Raw genomic sequence first — 17,702 nt, forward strand, 5'->3', positions numbered from 1 at the left:
AGCGCGCGGGCTCAGGCCTTCAACAGGCCCTTCGTTTCGATGAAGTCGATGACCCGGTCGAGGCCCTCGCGGGTCTTGAGGTTGGTCATCACCCAGGCCCGGTGGGGACGCATGCGTGCGGTGTCGGCGGCCATGACGTCCAGGTTGGCACCCACGTAGGGCGCCAGGTCGGTCTTGTTGATCACGAAGAGGTCGCTCTTGGTGATGCCGGGGCCGCCCTTGCGCGGGATCTTCTCGCCCGCGGCCACGTCGATCACGTAGATCGTGAGGTCGGACAGCTCCGGGCTGAAGGTGGCAGCCAGGTTGTCGCCGCCGGACTCGATGAAGACGATGTCGGCGTCGGGGAACTTCGCCAGCATGCGGTCCACCGCCTCAAGGTTGATGGATGCGTCTTCGCGGATGGCCGTGTGCGGACAGCCACCGGTCTCCACGCCCATGATGCGCTCGGGCTCCAGCGCACCGGCCACCGTGAGCAGGCGCTGGTCTTCCTTGGTGTAGATGTCGTTGGTGACCACCACGAGGTCGTAGCGCTCACGCATTGTCTTGCACAGCATCTCGACGAGGGTGGTCTTGCCCGAACCCACAGGCCCGCCCACGCCCACGCGCAGGGGGGGAAGCTTCTTGGTGCGGCCAGGGATGGCGTGCAGGGAGGTGCTCATGATCGGAAGAGTCGCGAGTATTGGTGTTCGTGCTGGGCCGACAGGATCGCCAGCCGCGGGGTGAAGGCCAGGCGATGGTCGTCGTCCAGCGCAAGGGCGTTGGCCACGACGCTGGGAATTTCAGCGGCGAGGCGGGCGAGGATGCGCTGGCCCGCACTCTGGCCCAGGGGCACGGCCTTGAGCGCGGCCTGCACCATGTTCTCGGCCCAGCCGAAACCGAAGGACAGCAGAGCCTGCTCGGGCGTGGCGCCGGCCTGGGCGGCGGCCAGGGCAAACGCCACCGGATAGGTGGGGGCCGGCGAGAACGCGGCCAGCACGGCGACGCGCTCGTCGCTCGCGCGGTTCTTCAGCCACTCCACCAGGGAACGGCCCATCTGTTCGGTCTGCTGGCGCAGCTCGGCGGACTCGCGCGTGTGGCGCACCCAGTCGTTCAGGGCGGTGAGGCGGGCGACGTCGTGGGCCTGCCAGGCGGGCACCGCCTGGGCCACCACGGCGGCATCGGCCCGTCCGACCACGAGATGCAGTTGATCGACAAGCCAGTCACTCGCCTGGGCTTCGTTCGTGACGAGGCCGCTGTCCACCGCCGCTTCCAGCCCTTCCGAGTAGCTGAAGCCACCCACGGGCAGGGCCGGTGAGGCCAGCCACATCAGCTGCAGCCAGGTGGCGGAGGCCGACATCTCAGGGGTGAGGATGGCCACAGCCGGGACCGTGGACGTGGCCATGGTGGTCATGCGCGTCGTGCTCATGGGCGTGTCCGTGACCGTGGCCATGACCACCCGCGGCATAGGCCCCGCTTTCCGGCTCGAAAGGGGCCTGCACCTCGGTCACGATGAGGTGCATCTGGCGCAGCATGTCGGCCAGCACGTGGTCGGGTTCGAGCTGCAGATGATCGGCCCGCAGTTCGAGCTGTACGTGGCGGTTGCCCAGGTGGTAGGCGGCACGCAGCAGGTCGAAGGGCGAGCCGTGCTCGGCGCAGGCGGTCACACGCAGCACCGGCTGGGGCGCGGCCTCGACGCGGATCAGCGAGCCGTCCTCGGCCACGAGCACGTCACCGCCGCGCACGACCGTGCCGCGCGGCAGGAACACGCCCAGGGCACGGCCCTGGCTGTCGGTGGCATCGAAGCGGCTTTTCTGGCGCACGTCCCAGTCGAGTGCCACGGTGGCGGCCCGCTTCAGCAGCACGGCGGCCAGGCCCTGGCCCTGGGGAAGGAGTTTGTTGACGGTCAGCATGCCCGCGATGGTACGCCTGCGAGGGGTCAGAACAGGAAGTAGCGCTGCGCCATCGGCAGCACGGTGGCCGGCTCGCAGGTGAGCAGCTGGCCGTCGGCACGGACGTGGTAGGTCTGCGGGTCGATCTGCATGCGCGGGGCGTAGGCGTTGTGCACCATGTCGGCCTTCTTCACGCTGCGGCAGCCCTTCACGGCGGACACCTCCTTGCGCAGGCCATAGCGTTCGGCGGCGCCGGCCGCCAGCGCCGACTGGCTGAGGAAGGTGAGCGAGGTGGCCGACAGGGCTCCACCGAAGCTGCCGAACATGGGACGGTAGTGCACCGGCTGCGGCGTGGGGATGGAGGCGTTGGGGTCGCCCATCGCGGCCGCGGCGATGAAACCACCCTTGAGGATGAGCGAGGGCTTCACGCCGAAGAAGGCAGGCTTCCACAACACGAGGTCGGCCCACTTGCCCACCTCGATGCTGCCCACTTCGTGCGCGATGCCATGCGCCAGCGCCGGATTGATGGTGAGCTTGGCGAGGTAGCGCTTGACGCGGGCATTGTCATGCCGGGCGGTGTCACCGGGTAGGGCGCCGCGCTGCTGCTTCATCTTGTGCGCGGTCTGCCAAGTGCGGATGATGACCTCGCCCACGCGGCCCATGGCCTGGCTGTCGGACGAGAACATGCTGATCGCGCCCAGGTCGTGCAGGATGTCTTCGGCCGCGATGGTCTCGCGGCGGATGCGGCTCTCGGCAAAGGCCAGGTCCTCGGCGATGGAGGCGTCGAGGTGGTGGCACACCATGAGCATGTCCAGGTGCTCGTCGATGGTGTTGACGGTGAAGGGCCGCGTGGGGTTGGTGGAGGAGGGCAGCACGTTGGCTTCACCCACCACCTTGAGGATGTCAGGGGCATGCCCGCCACCCGCGCCTTCGGTGTGGAAAGTGTGGATGGTGCGGCCCTTGAAGGCGGCAATGGTGTCCTCGACGAAGCCGCTTTCGTTGAGCGTGTCGGTGTGGATGGCGACCTGGATGTCACCGTTTTCGGCCACGCTCAGGCAGTTGTCGATGGCCGCCGGTGTGCTACCCCAGTCCTCGTGCAGTTTCAGGCCGATGGCGCCGGCTTCCACCTGCTGTTGCAGCGCCTCGGGCCGGCTGGCGTTGCCCTTGCCGAAGAAACCCAGGTTCATCGGGAAGGCCTCGGCGGCCTGCAGCATGCGCTTGATGTTCTCGGGGCCGGGCGTGCAGGTGGTGGCGAAGGTGCCGGTGGCCGGGCCGGTGCCGCCACCGATCATCGTGGTGATGCCCGAGGTGAGGGCTTCCTCGATCTGCTGCGGACAGATCCAGTGGATGTGGGTGTCGATGCCGCCGGGTGTGACGATCATGCCTTCGGCGGCGATGATCTCGGTGCCCGGGCCGATGACGATGTCCACGCCCGGCTGAACGTCGGGGTTGCCGGCCTTGCCGATGGCGGCGATGCGCGAACCCTTGATGCCGATGTCAGCCTTGACGATGCCCCAGTGGTCGACGATGAGCGCATTGGTCAGCACGCAGTCCATCGCGTCCATCGCGCCAGGGCCGTTGACCCGTTGGCTCTGGCCCATGCCGTCGCGGATGGTCTTGCCGCCACCGAACTTCACTTCCTCGCCGTAGCCACCGGCGGCCAGGGTGTGGTCCTTCTCCACCTCGATGACGAGGTCGGTGTCGGCCAGGCGCACGCGGTCGCCCACGGTCGGTCCGAACATCTCGGCATAGGCACGTCGCTGGATCGTGGCCATCACAGGCTTCCTTGCACGAGGCCGCGAAAGCCATAGACGACGCGGCCGCCAGCGTAGTCCACCAGTTCCACGGTGCGTTGCTGGCCGGGCTCGAAGCGCACGGCGGTGCCCGAGGCGATGTTCAGCCGCATGCCGCGCGCGGCGCTGCGGTCGAACTGCAGCGCGCCGTTGGTTTCGGCAAAGTGATAGTGCGAACCGACCTGGATGGGGCGGTCGGCGGTGTTCTGCACCACCAGCGTGAGCGTGTGCCGGCCCGGGTTCAGGGCATGGTCGGGGCCGTCGGTGAGGAGTTCGCCAGGGATCATCACTTTCTCCCGGACAGCCACCAGGCCAGTCCGATCACCACGGCCAGCGCGATGTAGCCGAACACGTCGGTGGCATGCCAGTGATGGGCGCCGGGCAGGTGGTGCCCTTCATGGGCCAGCGCGGGCAGCGAGGGCAGGGCCAGCAGGAGGAGGATGAAGGGCTTCGCGCTCATGAATGTGGACCTCGGAATGAAACAGGGATCGCACCGATGCAGTGCATGGATCAGGATCATGCGATGGGTTGGTGCACCGTCACCAACTTGGTGCCATCGGGGAAGGTGGCCTCGACCTGGATGTCGGGAATCATCTCGGGCACTCCGTCCATCACGTCGGCGCGGGTGAGCACGGTCTTGCCCTCGCTCATCAGGGCAGCCACCGACTTGCCGTCGCGGGCTCCTTCCATGATGGCAGCCGTGATCAGGGCCACGGCCTCGGGGTAGTTGAGCTTGAGGCCGCGGGCCTTGCGCCGCTCGGCCAGCAGGGCGGCCGTGAAGATCAGCAGCTTGTCTTTTTCGCGCGGGGTCAGTTCCATGCGGCCCCTCTTGCACGATGAATGCCAGCCCTTGTGGCGGGCTGGTGCGATTCTTGTACGCAGCCCTCGGCCATGGACCTCGGTGCCCCCCCTTCTGCTCACCCACCCTCCGCCTCGGGGGCGGTCCAGCGCGTCATCAAGATCCGGCGCGACTACAACGAATGGGTCGCGCGCGAGACCCTGGAGGACTACGCGCTGCGCTTCACGCCGCGGTCGTTCCGGAAGTGGTCGGAGTGGCGGGTGGCCCACACGGCCTTCGGGGCGGCCTCCTTCCTGATCCTGGAGGCCGTGGGGGCCACGCTGCTGGTGCAGTACGGTTTCATCAACGCCGCGCTGGCCATCCTGGTCACCGGGCTGGTCATCTTCCTGGCCGGTCTGCCCATCAGCGTCTATGCCGCGCGCCACGGCGTGGACATGGACCTGCTCACGCGCGGCGCGGGCTTCGGCTACATCGGCTCCACGCTCACCTCGCTGATCTACGCGAGCTTCACCTTCATCTTCTTTGCGCTCGAGGCCGCGGTGATGGCCTATGCGCTGGAACTGGCCTTCGGGCTGCCGCCGACCTGGGGCTACCTGGTGTGTTCGCTCGTGGTGATCCCCATGGTGACCCACGGCGTGACCATCATCAGCCGCTTGCAGGTGTGGACCCAGCCCTTGTGGCTGGTGATGCTGGTGCTGCCCTACTTCTACGTGTTCCATCACAACCCGGGGCTGCTGTCCGGGCTCGCGTCCTATGCGGGTGAGGACGGCCGCGGCGGGCAGTTCCAGTGGCTGGCCTTCGGCGCGGCCACCACGGTGGGCATTGCGCTCATCACGCAGATGGGCGAGCAGGTGGACTACCTGCGCTTCATGCCCGAGAAGACGCGCGCCAACCGCTGGCGCTGGTGGGGTGGGCTGCTGCTGGGGGGGCCCGGCTGGGTGGTGCTGGGCGTGGTGAAGATGCTGGGCGGGGCGCTGCTCGCCTACCTGGCGCTGTCCCACATGGTGCCGGCCGAGCGGGCGGTGGACCCCAACCAGATGTACCTCGCGGCCTACGAGTACGTGTTTGCCGACTATGGCTGGGCCGTGGCGGCCACGGCGCTCTTCGTGGTGGTGTCGCAACTCAAGATCAACGTGACGAACGCCTACGCGGGTTCGCTGGCCTGGTCGAACTTCTTCTCGCGCCTGACGCACAGCCACCCCGGGCGGGTGGTGTGGGTGGTCTTCAACACCCTGATCGCGTTGATGCTCATGGAGCTCAATGTCTTCCAGGCCCTGGGCGGGGTGCTGGGGCTGTACTCGAACATCGCCATCTCCTGGATCATGGCCGTGGTGGCCGACCTGGTGATCAACAAGCCGCTGGGCTTGTCGCCCAAGGGCATCGAGTTCAAGCGTGCGCACCTGTACGACGTGAACCCGGTGGGCGTGGGCGCGATGATTGCGGCCTCCGTGCTGTCGATCACCGCCCACCTGGGCTTCTTCGGCGAGATGGCCCAGGCCTTCTCGGCCCTGATCGCACTGGTGACGGCGGTGGTGGTGTCGCCGCTGATCGCCTGGGCCACGAAGGGGCGCTACTACATCGCCCGGCGCGACAGCCTGCCTCCGGTCGACCTCGGAGTTGAAGGCGGGTACAGCCGCCTGCGCCCCGTCACCCGCTGCGTGATCTGCGAGCGCGAGTACGAGCGCGAGGACATGGCGCAGTGTCCGGCCTACCAGGGGGCCATCTGTTCCTTGTGCTGTACGCTGGATGCGCGCTGCAACGATCTGTGCAAGCCACAGGCGCGGGTGTCGGCGCAATGGTCGGCGGCACTGCGCCGGCTCCTGCCCCGTCGTGCGGCGCCCTACATCCAGACGGGCCTGGCGCAATACCTGCTGCTGATGACGGTGATCGTGCCGGTGCTGGCCGCGCTCTTTGGCCTGCTCTACCACCAGGAGATGCGTGCCCTGGGGGAACAGGCGGCGGCGCTGGGCCCGTCGCTCAGGCTCACCTTCCTGAAGGCCTATGCCGCCTTGTTGCTGGTGTCGGGCATCGTGGCCTGGTGGCTGGTGCTGGCGCACCGCAGTCGCGTGGTGGCGCAGGAGGAGTCGAACCGCCAGACCGAGGCGCTCATGCGCGAGATCGAATCGCATCGCCGCACCGACGAGGCCCTGCAGCAGGCCAAGCACCAGGCCGAGCTGGCCAACCAGGCCAAGAGCCGCTACATCACCACCATCAGCCATGAGTTGCGCACACCGCTCAACAGCATCCTCGGCTATGCGCAGCTGCTCGACGAGGACGAGGCCATGCCCGCGCATCGCAAGCAGGCGGTGCGAGTGATCCGCCGCGGGGGCGATCACCTGCTGTCGCTGATCGAAGGCACGCTCGACCTGGCACGCATCGAGGGTGGCAAGCTGGCCCTGGATACGAAGCCCATGCGCTTTCGCGACAGCATGCTCGAGATCGCGCGACTGTTCGAACTGCAGGCCGCCGGCAAGGGCATCGCCTTCCGCCACGAATTCGATGCGGGGGTGCCCGAGGCCGTGCGGGCCGACGAAAAGCGACTGCGCCAGATCCTGATCAATGTGCTGGGCAACGCAGTGAAGTTCACCCCGCGCGGGCAGGTGGTGTTCCGCCTGCAGTACGCGAGGGAGATGGCACGCTTCGAGATCGAGGATTCCGGGCCCGGCATGACGGCCGACGAACTGTCGCGCATCTTCGAGCCCTTCGAACGCGGATCGGCGGCGGGCGGCGCATCCGTGGGTGGCACCGGGCTCGGCCTGACGATCGCGAAGATGCTCACCGACCTGATGGGTGGCGAGATGACGGTGAGCAGCACACCAGGCGTGGGCACCTGCTTTTCCATCCGGCTCTTTCTGCCGGAGCTGCGCGCCACGGTGATCGAGGCCGAGATGCCGCGCGTGCCACGCACGGGCTATCGTGGGCCCCGCAGGCGCATCCTCGTGGTGGACAACGAGGAGGTCGACCGCGGACTGCTGGCCAGCGTGTTGCAACCGTTGGGCTTCGAGATCCACCAGGCAGCCTCCGGGCACGAGTGCCTGGCGATGCTGCACCAGATCCGTCCGGACGCGATCTTCATGGACCTGGCCATGCCAGGCATCGATGGATGGGAGACCCTGCGCCGCATCCAGCGCGAAGGCCTGAGCACGGCGCCCGTGGCCATCGTCTCGGCCAATGCCTTCGACAAGGGGCTGGACAACGATGTGGGCATCACGCCGCAGGACTTCCTCGTCAAGCCGGTGAGGGTGGCCGAACTGCTCGACTGGCTGGGGGCGCGTCTGGCCCTGGAGTGGCTCTCGACCGACCCCGGGATGCTGGTGGCCCCGGCCCCCGTCCCCGACACGAGGGCGTTGCCATCGCCGCACTGGCTGCGCAGCCTCGCGAGCCAGGTGGAGCTCGGCTACTACCGCGGCATCGTTCGCGTGCTCGACCAGATCGAGGCCGAACAGCCGGATTGCGCGGCGTTCCTGGCCCGCCTGCGAGGCCTGGCGCGCGAATTCCAGTTCGATACCATGAACCGCCTCATCCAGGACGCCCTTGATGAACCCCGCCTTGCCTGAACTTGCGCCACCCGATGCCGTGGTTCTCGTGGTGGACGACGTACCCGACAACGTGGCCGTGCTGCACGATGCGCTGGACGAATCGGGCTACACCGTGCTGGTGGCCACCCATGGTGAAGGCGCGCTGCAGCGTGCCGCCCAGGCCCAGCCTGACATCGTGCTGCTGGATGCCGTGATGCCGGGCATGGACGGCTTCGAGGTGGCACGGCGCCTGAAGGCCGAGGCATCCACCGCGGGCATCCCCATCATCTTCATGACCGGTCTCACCGAAACCGAGCACGTGGTGGCGGCTTTCCAGGCGGGCGGGGTCGATTACGTGACCAAGCCGGTGCGCACACGCGAGGTCATCGCGCGCATCGCCACCCACCTGCAGGGTGCCCGCCACGCGCGCCAGGCGCGCCAGGCGCTGGATGTGTTCGGTCATGCCACGCTGGCCGTTCGCTTGTCCGATGGGCGCATCACCTGGCAGACCCCGCTGGCGCGCCAGTACCTCGAGGCCTATCGCGGTGGCATGGACGGATTCCTGGATCCCGAATTGACCGATTGGGTGCGCCAGCAGGCCGAGCAGGCCCGTGCAGCCCACGAGCCTGCCAGCCGCGTTCTTGTGCAAGGCACACGTCGCCTGACGCTGGCGCTGCATCACCCCACCGGCGACGGCGAGTGGTTCCTGGTGCTGCGCGAGGCCAACGACGCCGTGATGCTCGAAGCCCTGATGGCGGCCTTCCGGCTCACCACCCGCGAGGCCGAGGTGCTGTACTGGGTGGTGCAAGGCAAGACCAACCGCGACATCGGCGACATCCTGGGCGCCAGCCCCGCCACGGTGAAGAAGCACCTCGAACATGTCTTCGAGAAGCTCGGGGTGGAGACCCGCACGGCTGCGGCCGGGGTCGCCACCGGCCGGGTGCCGCAGTTGCGGCACCGCTAGGGTAGGCTCTCCGGATCAGCCCAGCACGGCCACGTGACCCTCCCGCGGGTCGATGCGGCCGTGAACCAGCGCCTCGATGAGGTCCTGCGTGGCCGGGAAGCCGGCATGCTCCCTCACCGTCATCCAGGGCCGGTCCGGGTCGCTGACGCGCTGGATGAAGGCCCGCTGCGAGGCATTGAAGCGTCGCGTGACCTCGGCTGCGCCCCAGTCGGCATTGCGCTTCTTGATCTGGTAGGGCGCGAAGTAGGGCTGAGGTGCCGGACCTGGCAGTGAGCCGGTTGAAAGCTCGAGGTGGTCGTGTGACTGGGCCGATCCGGCGTAGCAGCTGTGCATCAGGGTGCCACGCAAGTGCTCATGCACGCGGCGGCGCAGGGTGTTGTCGCCGGCGAAGTCCACATACACGGTGGGCACGGTCGGGTCGAGCGTCTCGAGAGCGCCGTACGACAGGGACTGCTGGTAGCAGCCAAGACTCTCGACAAAGCCGATGTTGCTGCCGGAGGTGAGACCCACGCGATGCGGATGGGCCAGATGCCCCAGCGCAAAGGCGGTGCCGTAGGCGGTCTTGCTCGAGGCGCTGGAGAACACGAGCTGTCGCGCGCCGAAGAAGTCGTTGTCCTCAAGGAAGTCGGCCAGCATGTACGACGTGATGTACAGGGGGCGCAGCAGCATCTGGTAGTTCTCGTCATCAGCACGGTAGGCCGCATCGGTGCTCGTGCGCTGATACTGGTTGTAGGCCGATGTCAGCGCGAGTCGGTGCGGCGCACCGTCATAGAAGCCGCGCTCGCTCACGCGTACAGGCTGCATCACGACATGGCTGGCAACGGGCCAGAAGCCATAGAAGCGCTCGCCCACCGCCAGACCCTCGACCGTGGTGGCCACCACTTCGGCAAAGCCCCAGGCTGGCATGTGCCCCCAGCCCTCGGCCTGCGTGGGGTAGAAGTCCCAATAGCGCAGGTGAGGCACCTCGCCGAAGGCAGCGTAGGTGATATTGTTCGAGGTCACCGCCAACCGGTCGATCTTCAGCAGGGCTTCGCCGGGCTGCAGGCCAGGCAGGGGCAGGGTGACGAGGCGGGTGTGGTGCAGGGCGCGCTTGTCGCTTTGCAGTTGTGTCAGGGTGGGCATCGGGGTCTCCTCCAGGATCGCAAGACGGATGAGAAAGACTGTAGGTCGCCAGATGGGCAGACGGGTTCGGATTCGTCAGCCATGAGCACACCCTCCATCTCCCCCAAGGCCAAGCCGCTGAAGCGGCCCACGCAGGCGCGTGCCAGGGTCACCGTCCAGGCCATCTTCGACGCCTTTGTTCGGATTTGGCAGCGCGATGGCTGGGAACGCCTGACCACCCGTGCAGTGGCGTTGGAAGCGGGCATCGCGGTGGGGACGCTGTACGACTACTTTCCCAGCAAGCAAGCCCTGCAATCGGGCTACGTGCGTCATTGCATCGAGCAGCTGATTGCCGTGGTGCAAGCGCAGGCCGTGCAAGCTTCCGCGCTGCCCTGGGACGAGCGGCTGCGCCGGCTGGTGCGCCTGCTTTGTGGGGTCGAGCGCGATGCCCAGGCCTGGTTCCACCCCGACATGCTGGCGCTGGAGCACGAGGTGGCCGAACTCAAGCACCAGCGGCGTGCCCATGAGGAACTGTCGGCGCTGTGGCAGCACGTGTTCGATGCCTGCACTGATCTGCCGTGCCGGCCGTCGGCCGAGAGGGTGCAGGCCCTGCATCTGGCGGTGTGGGGCGGCCGCCGCTATGCGTTGCTGCTGCGCATGGACGAGGTCGAGATGTCGCGCTGGGCGGCGGAGATGGAAAACCTGTGCCTGTGTGCGGTGCGGTCGTGGCAGGATGATGGCACCCGCTTGCCGTAAGCTTCGAACCCCGCCTTCCAGGAGATGCCTTCATGGCCTACATGCTGCTGATCGTCGAACCCACGGAACAACGGGCCACCCGTACGGAGGCCGAGGGCCGCGCACTCTATGAGCGCATGCTGCGCTTCGGCGACGGCCTGCGCGAACAAGGCCTGCTGGTGGCGACCGAATCGCTCAAGTCTCAGCACGATGCGGTGCGGGTGAGCCGTGCGGGCGGCAAGACCCGGGTCGTGGATGGCCCCTTTGCTGAGGTCAAGGAGATGGTCGGCGGCTTCTTCCTGCTCAACTGCCAGACCCGGGAGGAGGCTGTGGCCATCGCCGCCGAGTGCCCGGCGGCCGAGTGGTGCACGGTCGAGGTTCGGCAACTCGCCCCTTGTTACGAATAGCGCCGGTCGAAAACGGCCACTGAAGTTCGTCGTGGTGACGCGGGCCCGAGGTGGCCCCCGTCCAGGAGAACCGACATGGGCCACACGAATCCGGTGAGCACGACCCTCGCCAAGGCATGCGATGAACCACGCGATCCAAAGCGCGATTGAGGCAGTCTGGCGCAGCGAAGCGGCCAGGATCATTGCCTGCGTGGCACGGATGGTGCGCGATGTCGGCCTTGCGGAAGACCTGGCCCAGGAGGCGCTGGTCGCGGCCCTCGAGCATTGGCCGGGCACGGGTGTTCCCCACAAGCCTGGCGCCTGGCTCATGACCACGGCCAAGAACCGGGCGCTGGACCATCTGCGCCGACACAAGATGCTGGTGGCCAAGCACGAGCAGATCGGGCACGAGCTCGATGCCCAGGAGGCCCTGATCGTGCCCGACTTTGTCGATGCCCTGGACGAGGTGCGCGCCGACCAGATCGGGGACGATCTGCTGCGCCTGATCTTCACCGCCTGCCACCCCGTGCTGTCTGCCGAGGCCCGTGTGGCCCTGACGCTGAAGATGCTCGGGGGTCTGAGCACGCCTGAGATCGCACGGGCCTTCCTCGTGAGCGAATCCACACTGGCCCAGCGCATCGTGCGAGCCAAGCGCACCCTGTCCGAAGCCAAGGTGCCGTTCGAGTTGCCGCGCGGTGACGCCCTGGCCGAACGCCTGGCCTCGGTGCTGGAAGTGATCTACCTCATCTTCAATGAAGGCTACGCCGCCACCGAAGGCGTCGATTGGGTTCGGCAGGACCTGTGCCAGGAAGCGTTGCGTCTGGGTCGCGTGCTCGCGGGTCTGGCGCCGGACGAACCCGAGGTGCATGGCCTGCTGGCGCTGATGGAATTGCAGGCCTCCCGCCTGCCCGCGCGAGTGGATGCCCAGGGCCGTGCGGTGCTGCTGAACGACCAGGATCGCCGCCTCTGGGATCCCTTGTCCATCCGCCGTGGCCTGGAGTCGCTGGGGCGGGTGCGGGCTCTGGGCGGTGAGCGGGGACCCTATGCCTTGCAGGCCGCCATTGCAGCCTGTCATGCGCAGGCGCAGCGTCCGGAGGATACCGACTGGCGGCGTATTGCAGGCCTGTACGAGGTCCTGGCCGAGGTGCAGCCATCGCCCGTGGTCGAACTCAACCGGGCGGTCGCGGTGAGCATGGCGGACGGGCCGCAGGCGGGCCTGGCGCTGGTGGACCGCCTGCAACGCTCCGACCAGACCCTGCAGGCCTATCACTGGCTGCCCAGCGTGCGGGGGGATCTGCTGGCGCGCCTGGGCCGCAATGATGAAGCGCGGCAGGCCTTCGAAGACGCAGCCGCGCTGGCCCGCAACGAGCGCGAGCGAGACTTGTTGCTGGCACGGGCCCGCAGCACGCAGGCGCGCGACCGACGCTGAGAGGCAGACTCCTTCTTGCGCTGGTCCGGCCCACCGGTCCAGCTGCGGGCGCAAGCCATGCGCGCCTCACGCAGCCTACGCCATGTGGCGTATTTGCGCGGGAGCGCTCCCTGCCTAAGCTGCGGCTGTCTCTTTCACACAGCCCTGCCATCGCAAAGGAGCGCCTGCCATGTCCACCTCCCGCCGCCATTTCAACCAGGCCCTGGGTGCCATCGCCCTGGGCGTGGCCGCCATCGGCCTGCCTGCCCATGCCCAGTCCGACACCATCAAGGTCGGCATCCTGCATTCGCTGTCGGGCACCATGGCCATCTCGGAAACCGTCCTGAAGGACGTGGCCCTGATGACGATCGAGCAGATCAACGCCAAGGGCGGCGTGTTGGGCAAGAAGCTCGAGCCGGTGGTGGTCGACCCGGCCTCGAACTGGCCGCTCTTCGCCGAGCGGGCCCGTCAGCTCATCACCCAGGACAAGGTGGCCGTGGTCTTCGGCTGCTGGACCAGCGTATCGCGCAAGTCGGTGCTGCCGGTCTTCGAGGAGCTCAACAGCCTGCTCTTCTACCCCGTGCAGTACGAAGGCGAGGAGCTCAGCAAGAACGTGTTCTACACGGGCGCAGCGCCCAACCAGCAGGCCATTCCCGCGGTGGAATATCTGATGAGCAAGGACGGCGGTTCGGCCAAGCGCTTCGTGCTGCTTGGCACCGACTACGTCTATCCGCGCACCACCAACAAGATCCTGCGTGCCTTCCTGAAGTCCAAGGGCATCCCCGACAGCGACATCATGGAGGAGTACACCCCCTTCGGCCACAGCGACTACCAGACCATCATCGCCAACATCAAGAAGTTCGCGAGTGCCGGCAAGAAGACGGCGGTGGTGTCCACCATCAACGGTGACTCCAACGTACCTTTCTACCGGGAACTGGGCAACCAGGGCCTCAAGGCGACCGACGTGCCGGTGGTGGCCTTCTCGGTGGGCGAGGAAGAACTGCGCGGCGTGGACACCAAGCCGCTGGTGGGTCATCTGGCCGCCTGGAACTACTTCATGTCCATCAAGAACCCGACCAACGATGCCTTCATCAAGGCCTGGTCGGACTACGCCAAGGCCAAGAACATCCCGGGCCACAAGGACCGTCCGCTGACCAACGACCCGATGGAAGCCACTTACATCGGCATCCACATGTGGAAGCAGGCGGTCGAGAAGGCCAAGAGCACCGACACCGACAAGGTGATTGCCGCGATGGCCGGCCAGACCTTCCCGGCACCGGGCGGCTTCATGTCCAAGATGGACGAGAAGAACCACCACCTGCACAAGCCGGTGTTCATCGGCGAAGTGAAGGCCGACGGCCAGTTCAACGTGGTGTGGAAGACCAAGGGCCCCGTCAAGGCCCAGCCCTGGAGCCCCTTCATCCCCGAGAACAAGGGCAAGAAGGACGAGCCCGAAAAGAAGTAAGCCAGGGCTTTCGAGGACGCACGAGTGAGTTCCACGACACGATGGGGGATCCGCCTCGCCCTGGCCGTCCTGGCCTGGGTGCTGGCGGGGCCGGCGGCGGCCCTGAGCCCCGAGCAGATCCGGGCCCTGGCCCTGGGTGACAACGACGAGCGCATCGAGGCGCTCAGCGAGGCGGCCGCCACGGGCGACCCTGCGCTGGGTCCTTACATCGAGGCCTTGCTGGCCGATGAGGTGCGCACCGTCGGCGATGACCAGGTCTTCATCGTGCGTGGCAACGAGGTGCGCAACGCCCTCACCGGCGAGCCGGCCCCCCTGCCCGACAACGCCGAGGAGGTGGTCAACAGCAACCGCATCCGCCGGGCGCTGCAGGCGGCCCTGGCCGCGCTCAAGCTCTTTTCGGACGATGCGGCCGTGCGCAGCCAGGCCATCGCGCAGATGCAGCGCGAGACGCTGGATGAGGAGCAGCTCCCGGTGATCGAGAAGGTGCTGGAGCGCGAGACCGACGACAGCCTGCGCGAGCGCCTGCTGGCCCTGCGGGCCACCGCGTTGGTCACGGCTGAAGACCCTGCCTTGCGGCTGGAGGCGGCGGTGCTGCTGGGCCGCAGCAACCAGCCCACCGTGCGCGCGCTGCTGCGCGAGCGGCTGGCGCAGGACGGCGACAGCTTCACCGAGCCCGACGCGCAGGTGCGCGCAGCGCTGAAGAAGTCGCTGTCAGCCGTGGACAACCGTCTGGCCTGGGGCGAGCGCGCCGGCGTGCTGTTCAGCGGCATCAGCCTGGGCAGCATCCTGCTGCTGGTGGCGCTCGGCCTGGCCATCACCTACGGCCTGATGGGCGTGATCAACATGGCCCACGGCGAGATGATGATGATCGGGGCCTATGCCACCTATGTGGTGCAGAACCTCTTCCGCACGCATCTGCCGGGCTGGTTTGATTGGTATGTGCTGGCAGCCGTGCCGGTGGCTTTCCTCGCCTCGGCACTGGTGGGTGCCGTGCTCGAGCGCAGTGTCATCCGCTGGCTCTACGGCCGCCCGCTGGAGACCCTGCTGGCCACCTGGGGCATCAGCCTCATCCTCATCCAGGCGGTGCGCTCGCTCTTCGGCGCGCAGAACGTGCAGGTGGACAACCCGACCTGGCTGAGCGGTGGTGTGGCGCTCATGCCCAACCTCACACTGCCCTACAACCGCATGGCGATCATCGTGTTTGCCTCGCTGGTGGTGGTCGGCGTCGCGCTGCTGATTGCCCGTACGCGCCTGGGCTTGTTCGTGCGGGGGGTGACCCAGAACCGGCCCATGGCCGCCTGCATGGGGGTGAACACGGCGCGCATCGACACCTATGCCTTTGCGCTGGGCGCGGGCATCGCCGGCCTGGCGGGCTGCGCGCTGTCTCAGGTGGGGAACGTGGGGCCCGACCTGGGCCAGAGCTACATCGTCGACTCCTTCCTGGTGGTGGTCACAGGCGGGGTGGGTCAGCTGGCCGGCACGGTGTACGCCGCCATGGGCCTGGGCGTCATCAACAAGCTGCTGGAAGGCTGGCAGGGCGCGGTACTGGCCAAGATCATGGTGCTGCTGCTCATCGTGGCCTTCATCCAGAAGCGTCCACAAGGGTTGTTCGCGATGAAGGGAAGGAGCGCCGAGGCATGACAGCCGTACTGAACGCGGGCGCTGCGCGTGTCGATCTCGTGCCGCGCCGGGGCTTGCTGCTGGGCCCCAAAGGGTGGGCGGCCGTGCTCGCAGCGGCCCTGAGCGTGGGCGTGCTGGGGCCCTTGCTCAACCTCGCGGTGCCGGCCGACAGCGCCTGGCACCTGAGCGACTACCACGTGAGCCTCCTCGGCAAGATCATGTGCTATGCCATCTGTGCGCTGGCGATGGACCTGATCTGGGGTTACACCGGCATCCTGTCGCTGGGCCATGGTCTCTTCTTTGCGCTGGGGGGCTATGTGATGGGCATGTACCTCATGCGCCAGATCGGCACCGATGGCCACTACAAGTCGGAGCTGCCCGACTTCATGGTCTTCCTGGACTGGAAGGAGCTGCCCTGGCACTGGGCCCTGAGCGACTCCTTCGTGGCCACCCTCGTGCTCATCGTGGCCGTGCCGGGCCTGCTGGCCTTCGTGTTCGGGTATTTCGCCTTCCGATCGCGCATCAAGGGGGTGTACTTCTCGATCATCACGCAGGCGATGACGTTTGCGGCCATGCTGCTCTTCTTCCGCAACGAGACCGGCTTTGGCGGGAACAACGGCTTCACCGACTTCAAGCGCATCCTGGACATCCCCATCGCCACCTCCGGGATGCGGGTGACGCTGTTCTCGCTGACGGGCTTCACGCTGATCGGCTTCTTCCTGCTGGGACGCTGGATCGTGAACAGCAAGTACGGCCGCGTGCTGCAGGCCGTGCGCGACGCCGAGTCGCGCGTGATGTTCACCGGCTACAACCCGCTGGGCTACAAGCTGTCGATCTGGACGCTGTCGGCCATGATGTGCGGTGTGGCCGGCGCCCTGTACGTGCCCCAGGTGGGCATCATCAACCCGAGTGAGATGTCGCCGGCGGCCAGCATCGAGATCGCCATCTGGACGGCCGTGGGTGGGCGTGCCACGCTGATCGGCCCCATCGTCGGTGCCTTCTTCGTGAACGGGGCCAAGAGCTGGTTCACCGTGGCCTTCCCGGAGTTCTGGCTCTACTTCCTCGGGGCCCTGTTCATCGCGGTGACGCTGTTCCTGCCCCAGGGCATCGTGGGCCTGCTGCGAGGGCGTCGCAAGAACCCGGAGGACCGCGCATGACCCCCGACCTGATGGAAGCAGGCGCCCGCATCCGGGAAGAGCACGTGCGGCGTTCGCGCAGCCCCATCGAGGGCTCGGGTGGGCGCGATGCCAGCTATGGCCGCGTGGTGCGAGAAGGCGAGGTGGACCTGACCCACGGCACCATCCTGTACCTGGACGACATCACCGTCAGCTTCGATGGCTTCCGCGCCCTCAACCAGCTCTCGCTGAACATTGCCGCGGGTGAGCTGCGGTGCATCATCGGCCCGAACGGTGCCGGCAAGACCACGATGATGGACGTCATCACGGGCAAGACGCGCCCGGATGCCGGCCGGGCCTTCTTCGGCTCCACCATCGACCTGCTGCGCCTGCGCGAAAGCGAGATCGCCACCATCGGCATTGGCCGCAAGTTCCAGAAGCCCACGGTCTACGAGCACCTGAGCGTCTTCGAGAACCTGGAACTCGCCCTGCGCGCCGACCGCGGCGTGCGGGCCTCGATGCTCTTTCGCCTGTCGGGTGAGCAGATCGACCGCATCGCCGAGATCCTGACGCTCATCCACCTGCGAGACCAGGCCCAGCGTACGGCGGGGCTGCTCTCGCACGGCCAGAAGCAATGGCTGGAAATCGGCATGCTGCTGATGCAGGATCCCAAGCTGCTGCTGCTCGACGAGCCCGTGGCCGGCATGACCGACGAGGAGACCGAGCGCACCGCTGAGCTTTTCCTGTCGCTGGAAGGGAGTCATTCACTGGTGGTGGTCGAGCACGACATGAAGTTCATCCACGACCTCACGCGTGACAACCCGGCCAAGAAGGTGACGGTGCTGCACGAAGGCCATGTGCTGGCCGAAGGGTCGCTGGCGCAGGTCCAGGCCAACGAGCAGGTCGTTGAAGTCTATCTGGGGCGCTAGC

The 17,702-nt window shown here is 67.2% G+C and carries 17 protein-coding genes; 9 read left to right on the top strand and 8 right to left on the bottom strand.

What is annotated here, in order from left to right; all coding sequences use genetic code 11:
• Positions 1-11: 11 nt before the first annotated feature.
• The 7 genes from ureG to C1704_RS00460 are packed head-to-tail and all read right to left on the bottom strand — an operon-like array spanning position 12 to position 4,480.
• Positions 12-659: an urease accessory protein UreG gene (gene ureG, locus C1704_RS00430; protein WP_104299891.1), complete on the bottom strand. Its 648-nt coding sequence runs from the start codon at positions 657-659 to the stop codon at positions 12-14.
• A complete protein-coding gene (locus C1704_RS00435) occupies positions 656-1,381 on the bottom strand; it encodes an urease accessory protein UreF (RefSeq protein WP_104300335.1) in 726 nt (241 codons plus the stop codon). The genes ureG and C1704_RS00435 overlap by 4 nt, the downstream gene beginning before the upstream one ends.
• Complete coding sequence (gene ureE, locus C1704_RS00440) at positions 1,338-1,889, bottom strand: urease accessory protein UreE (RefSeq protein WP_104299893.1); 552 nt, start codon at positions 1,887-1,889, stop codon at positions 1,338-1,340. Before ureE ends, C1704_RS00435 begins: the two co-directional genes overlap by 44 nt.
• A 26-nt stretch (positions 1,890-1,915) precedes the next feature.
• Positions 1,916-3,643 carry an urease subunit alpha gene (ureC, locus tag C1704_RS00445; RefSeq protein ID WP_104299895.1) on the bottom strand — a complete coding sequence of 576 codons (1,728 nt, stop codon included), beginning with the start codon at positions 3,641-3,643 and terminating at the stop codon, positions 1,916-1,918.
• Positions 3,643-3,948, bottom strand: a complete 306-nt coding sequence (locus tag C1704_RS00450) for an urease subunit beta (protein WP_104299897.1) — start codon at positions 3,946-3,948, stop codon at positions 3,643-3,645. Before C1704_RS00450 ends, ureC begins: the two co-directional genes overlap by 1 nt.
• The gene (locus tag C1704_RS17530) at positions 3,948-4,121 is read right to left on the bottom strand and encodes a hypothetical protein (protein ID WP_170064589.1); all 174 of its coding nucleotides are present in this window, start codon (positions 4,119-4,121) and stop codon (positions 3,948-3,950) included. The genes C1704_RS00450 and C1704_RS17530 overlap by 1 nt, the downstream gene beginning before the upstream one ends.
• Before the next feature lie 56 nt (positions 4,122-4,177).
• On the bottom strand, positions 4,178-4,480 hold the full coding sequence (locus C1704_RS00460) for an urease subunit gamma (RefSeq protein WP_104299901.1): 303 nt from the start codon (positions 4,478-4,480) through the stop codon (positions 4,178-4,180).
• Between the two features lie 72 nt (positions 4,481-4,552).
• Between C1704_RS00460 and C1704_RS00465 the strand changes: the two genes are divergently transcribed.
• Together C1704_RS00465 and C1704_RS00470 are read left to right on the top strand one after the other, a co-directional pair.
• Entirely contained in the window at positions 4,553-8,017 is a 3,465-nt protein-coding gene (locus C1704_RS00465) for a hybrid sensor histidine kinase/response regulator (protein ID WP_104299903.1), read from the top strand.
• The gene (locus tag C1704_RS00470) at positions 7,998-8,942 is read left to right on the top strand and encodes a response regulator transcription factor (RefSeq protein WP_104299905.1); all 945 of its coding nucleotides are present in this window, start codon (positions 7,998-8,000) and stop codon (positions 8,940-8,942) included. The genes C1704_RS00465 and C1704_RS00470 overlap by 20 nt, the downstream gene beginning before the upstream one ends.
• A 15-nt stretch (positions 8,943-8,957) precedes the next feature.
• Here C1704_RS00470 and C1704_RS00475 read toward each other — a convergent pair whose 3' ends face one another.
• Entirely contained in the window at positions 8,958-10,064 is a 1,107-nt protein-coding gene (locus C1704_RS00475; protein ID WP_104299907.1) for a DUF2855 family protein, read from the bottom strand.
• An 81-nt stretch (positions 10,065-10,145) separates the two neighbouring features.
• On the opposite strand from C1704_RS00475, the gene C1704_RS00480 reads away from it, so the two are divergent.
• The 7 genes from C1704_RS00480 (at position 10,146) to urtD (ending at position 17,701) form a co-directional block, all read left to right on the top strand.
• On the top strand, positions 10,146-10,799 hold the full coding sequence (locus C1704_RS00480; RefSeq protein ID WP_104299909.1) for a TetR/AcrR family transcriptional regulator: 654 nt from the start codon (positions 10,146-10,148) through the stop codon (positions 10,797-10,799).
• A 32-nt stretch (positions 10,800-10,831) separates the two neighbouring features.
• Entirely contained in the window at positions 10,832-11,185 is a 354-nt protein-coding gene (locus tag C1704_RS00485) for a YciI family protein (RefSeq protein ID WP_104299910.1), read from the top strand.
• Positions 11,186-11,306: 121 nt separating this feature from the next.
• Positions 11,307-12,593, top strand: a complete 1,287-nt coding sequence (locus C1704_RS00490) for an RNA polymerase sigma factor (protein WP_104299912.1) — start codon at positions 11,307-11,309, stop codon at positions 12,591-12,593.
• 169 nt (positions 12,594-12,762) lie between these two features.
• The gene (gene urtA / locus C1704_RS00495) at positions 12,763-14,037 is read left to right on the top strand and encodes an urea ABC transporter substrate-binding protein (protein ID WP_104299914.1); all 1,275 of its coding nucleotides are present in this window, start codon (positions 12,763-12,765) and stop codon (positions 14,035-14,037) included.
• A gap of 24 nt (positions 14,038-14,061) precedes the next feature.
• Positions 14,062-15,678, top strand: coding sequence for an urea ABC transporter permease subunit UrtB (gene urtB / locus C1704_RS00500; protein WP_245876338.1), 1,617 nt, complete (start codon positions 14,062-14,064; stop codon positions 15,676-15,678).
• On the top strand, positions 15,675-16,814 hold the full coding sequence (urtC, locus tag C1704_RS00505; RefSeq protein WP_104299916.1) for an urea ABC transporter permease subunit UrtC: 1,140 nt from the start codon (positions 15,675-15,677) through the stop codon (positions 16,812-16,814). The genes urtB and urtC overlap by 4 nt, the downstream gene beginning before the upstream one ends.
• Positions 16,811-17,701: an urea ABC transporter ATP-binding protein UrtD gene (gene urtD, locus C1704_RS00510; protein WP_104299918.1), complete on the top strand. Its 891-nt coding sequence runs from the start codon at positions 16,811-16,813 to the stop codon at positions 17,699-17,701. Before urtC ends, urtD begins: the two co-directional genes overlap by 4 nt.
• Position 17,702: the final 1 nt, after the last annotated feature.

The organism is Caldimonas caldifontis, assembly GCF_002930615.1.
GTDB classification, from domain to species: Bacteria; Pseudomonadota; Gammaproteobacteria; order Burkholderiales; family Burkholderiaceae_C; genus Caldimonas; species Caldimonas caldifontis.

What these genes read in the sequence shown, in the direction of transcription:
- C1704_RS17530 (WP_170064589.1), bottom strand. Translation starts at nt 4,121, where the DNA reads ATGAGCGCGAAGCCCTTCATCCTCCTCCTGCTGGCCCTGCCCTCGCTG.
- C1704_RS00480 (WP_104299909.1), top strand. Translation starts at nt 10,146, where the DNA reads ATGAGCACACCCTCCATCTCCCCCAAGGCCAAGCCGCTGAAGCGGCCC.
- C1704_RS00485 (WP_104299910.1), top strand. Translation starts at nt 10,832, where the DNA reads ATGGCCTACATGCTGCTGATCGTCGAACCCACGGAACAACGGGCCACC.
- ureE (WP_104299893.1), bottom strand. Translation starts at nt 1,889, where the DNA reads ATGCTGACCGTCAACAAACTCCTTCCCCAGGGCCAGGGCCTGGCCGCC.
- C1704_RS00460 (WP_104299901.1), bottom strand. Translation starts at nt 4,480, where the DNA reads ATGGAACTGACCCCGCGCGAAAAAGACAAGCTGCTGATCTTCACGGCC.
- urtD (WP_104299918.1), top strand. Translation starts at nt 16,811, where the DNA reads ATGACCCCCGACCTGATGGAAGCAGGCGCCCGCATCCGGGAAGAGCAC.
- C1704_RS00475 (WP_104299907.1), bottom strand. Translation starts at nt 10,064, where the DNA reads ATGCCCACCCTGACACAACTGCAAAGCGACAAGCGCGCCCTGCACCAC.
- urtA (WP_104299914.1), top strand. Translation starts at nt 12,763, where the DNA reads ATGTCCACCTCCCGCCGCCATTTCAACCAGGCCCTGGGTGCCATCGCC.
- C1704_RS00470 (WP_104299905.1), top strand. Translation starts at nt 7,998, where the DNA reads ATGAACCCCGCCTTGCCTGAACTTGCGCCACCCGATGCCGTGGTTCTC.
- C1704_RS00465 (WP_104299903.1), top strand. Translation starts at nt 4,553, where the DNA reads ATGGACCTCGGTGCCCCCCCTTCTGCTCACCCACCCTCCGCCTCGGGG.
- ureG (WP_104299891.1), bottom strand. Translation starts at nt 659, where the DNA reads ATGAGCACCTCCCTGCACGCCATCCCTGGCCGCACCAAGAAGCTTCCC.
- C1704_RS00435 (WP_104300335.1), bottom strand. Translation starts at nt 1,381, where the DNA reads ATGGCCACGTCCACGGTCCCGGCTGTGGCCATCCTCACCCCTGAGATG.
- ureC (WP_104299895.1), bottom strand. Translation starts at nt 3,643, where the DNA reads ATGGCCACGATCCAGCGACGTGCCTATGCCGAGATGTTCGGACCGACC.
- urtC (WP_104299916.1), top strand. Translation starts at nt 15,675, where the DNA reads ATGACAGCCGTACTGAACGCGGGCGCTGCGCGTGTCGATCTCGTGCCG.
- C1704_RS00450 (WP_104299897.1), bottom strand. Translation starts at nt 3,948, where the DNA reads ATGATCCCTGGCGAACTCCTCACCGACGGCCCCGACCATGCCCTGAAC.
- C1704_RS00490 (WP_104299912.1), top strand. Translation starts at nt 11,307, where the DNA reads ATGAACCACGCGATCCAAAGCGCGATTGAGGCAGTCTGGCGCAGCGAA.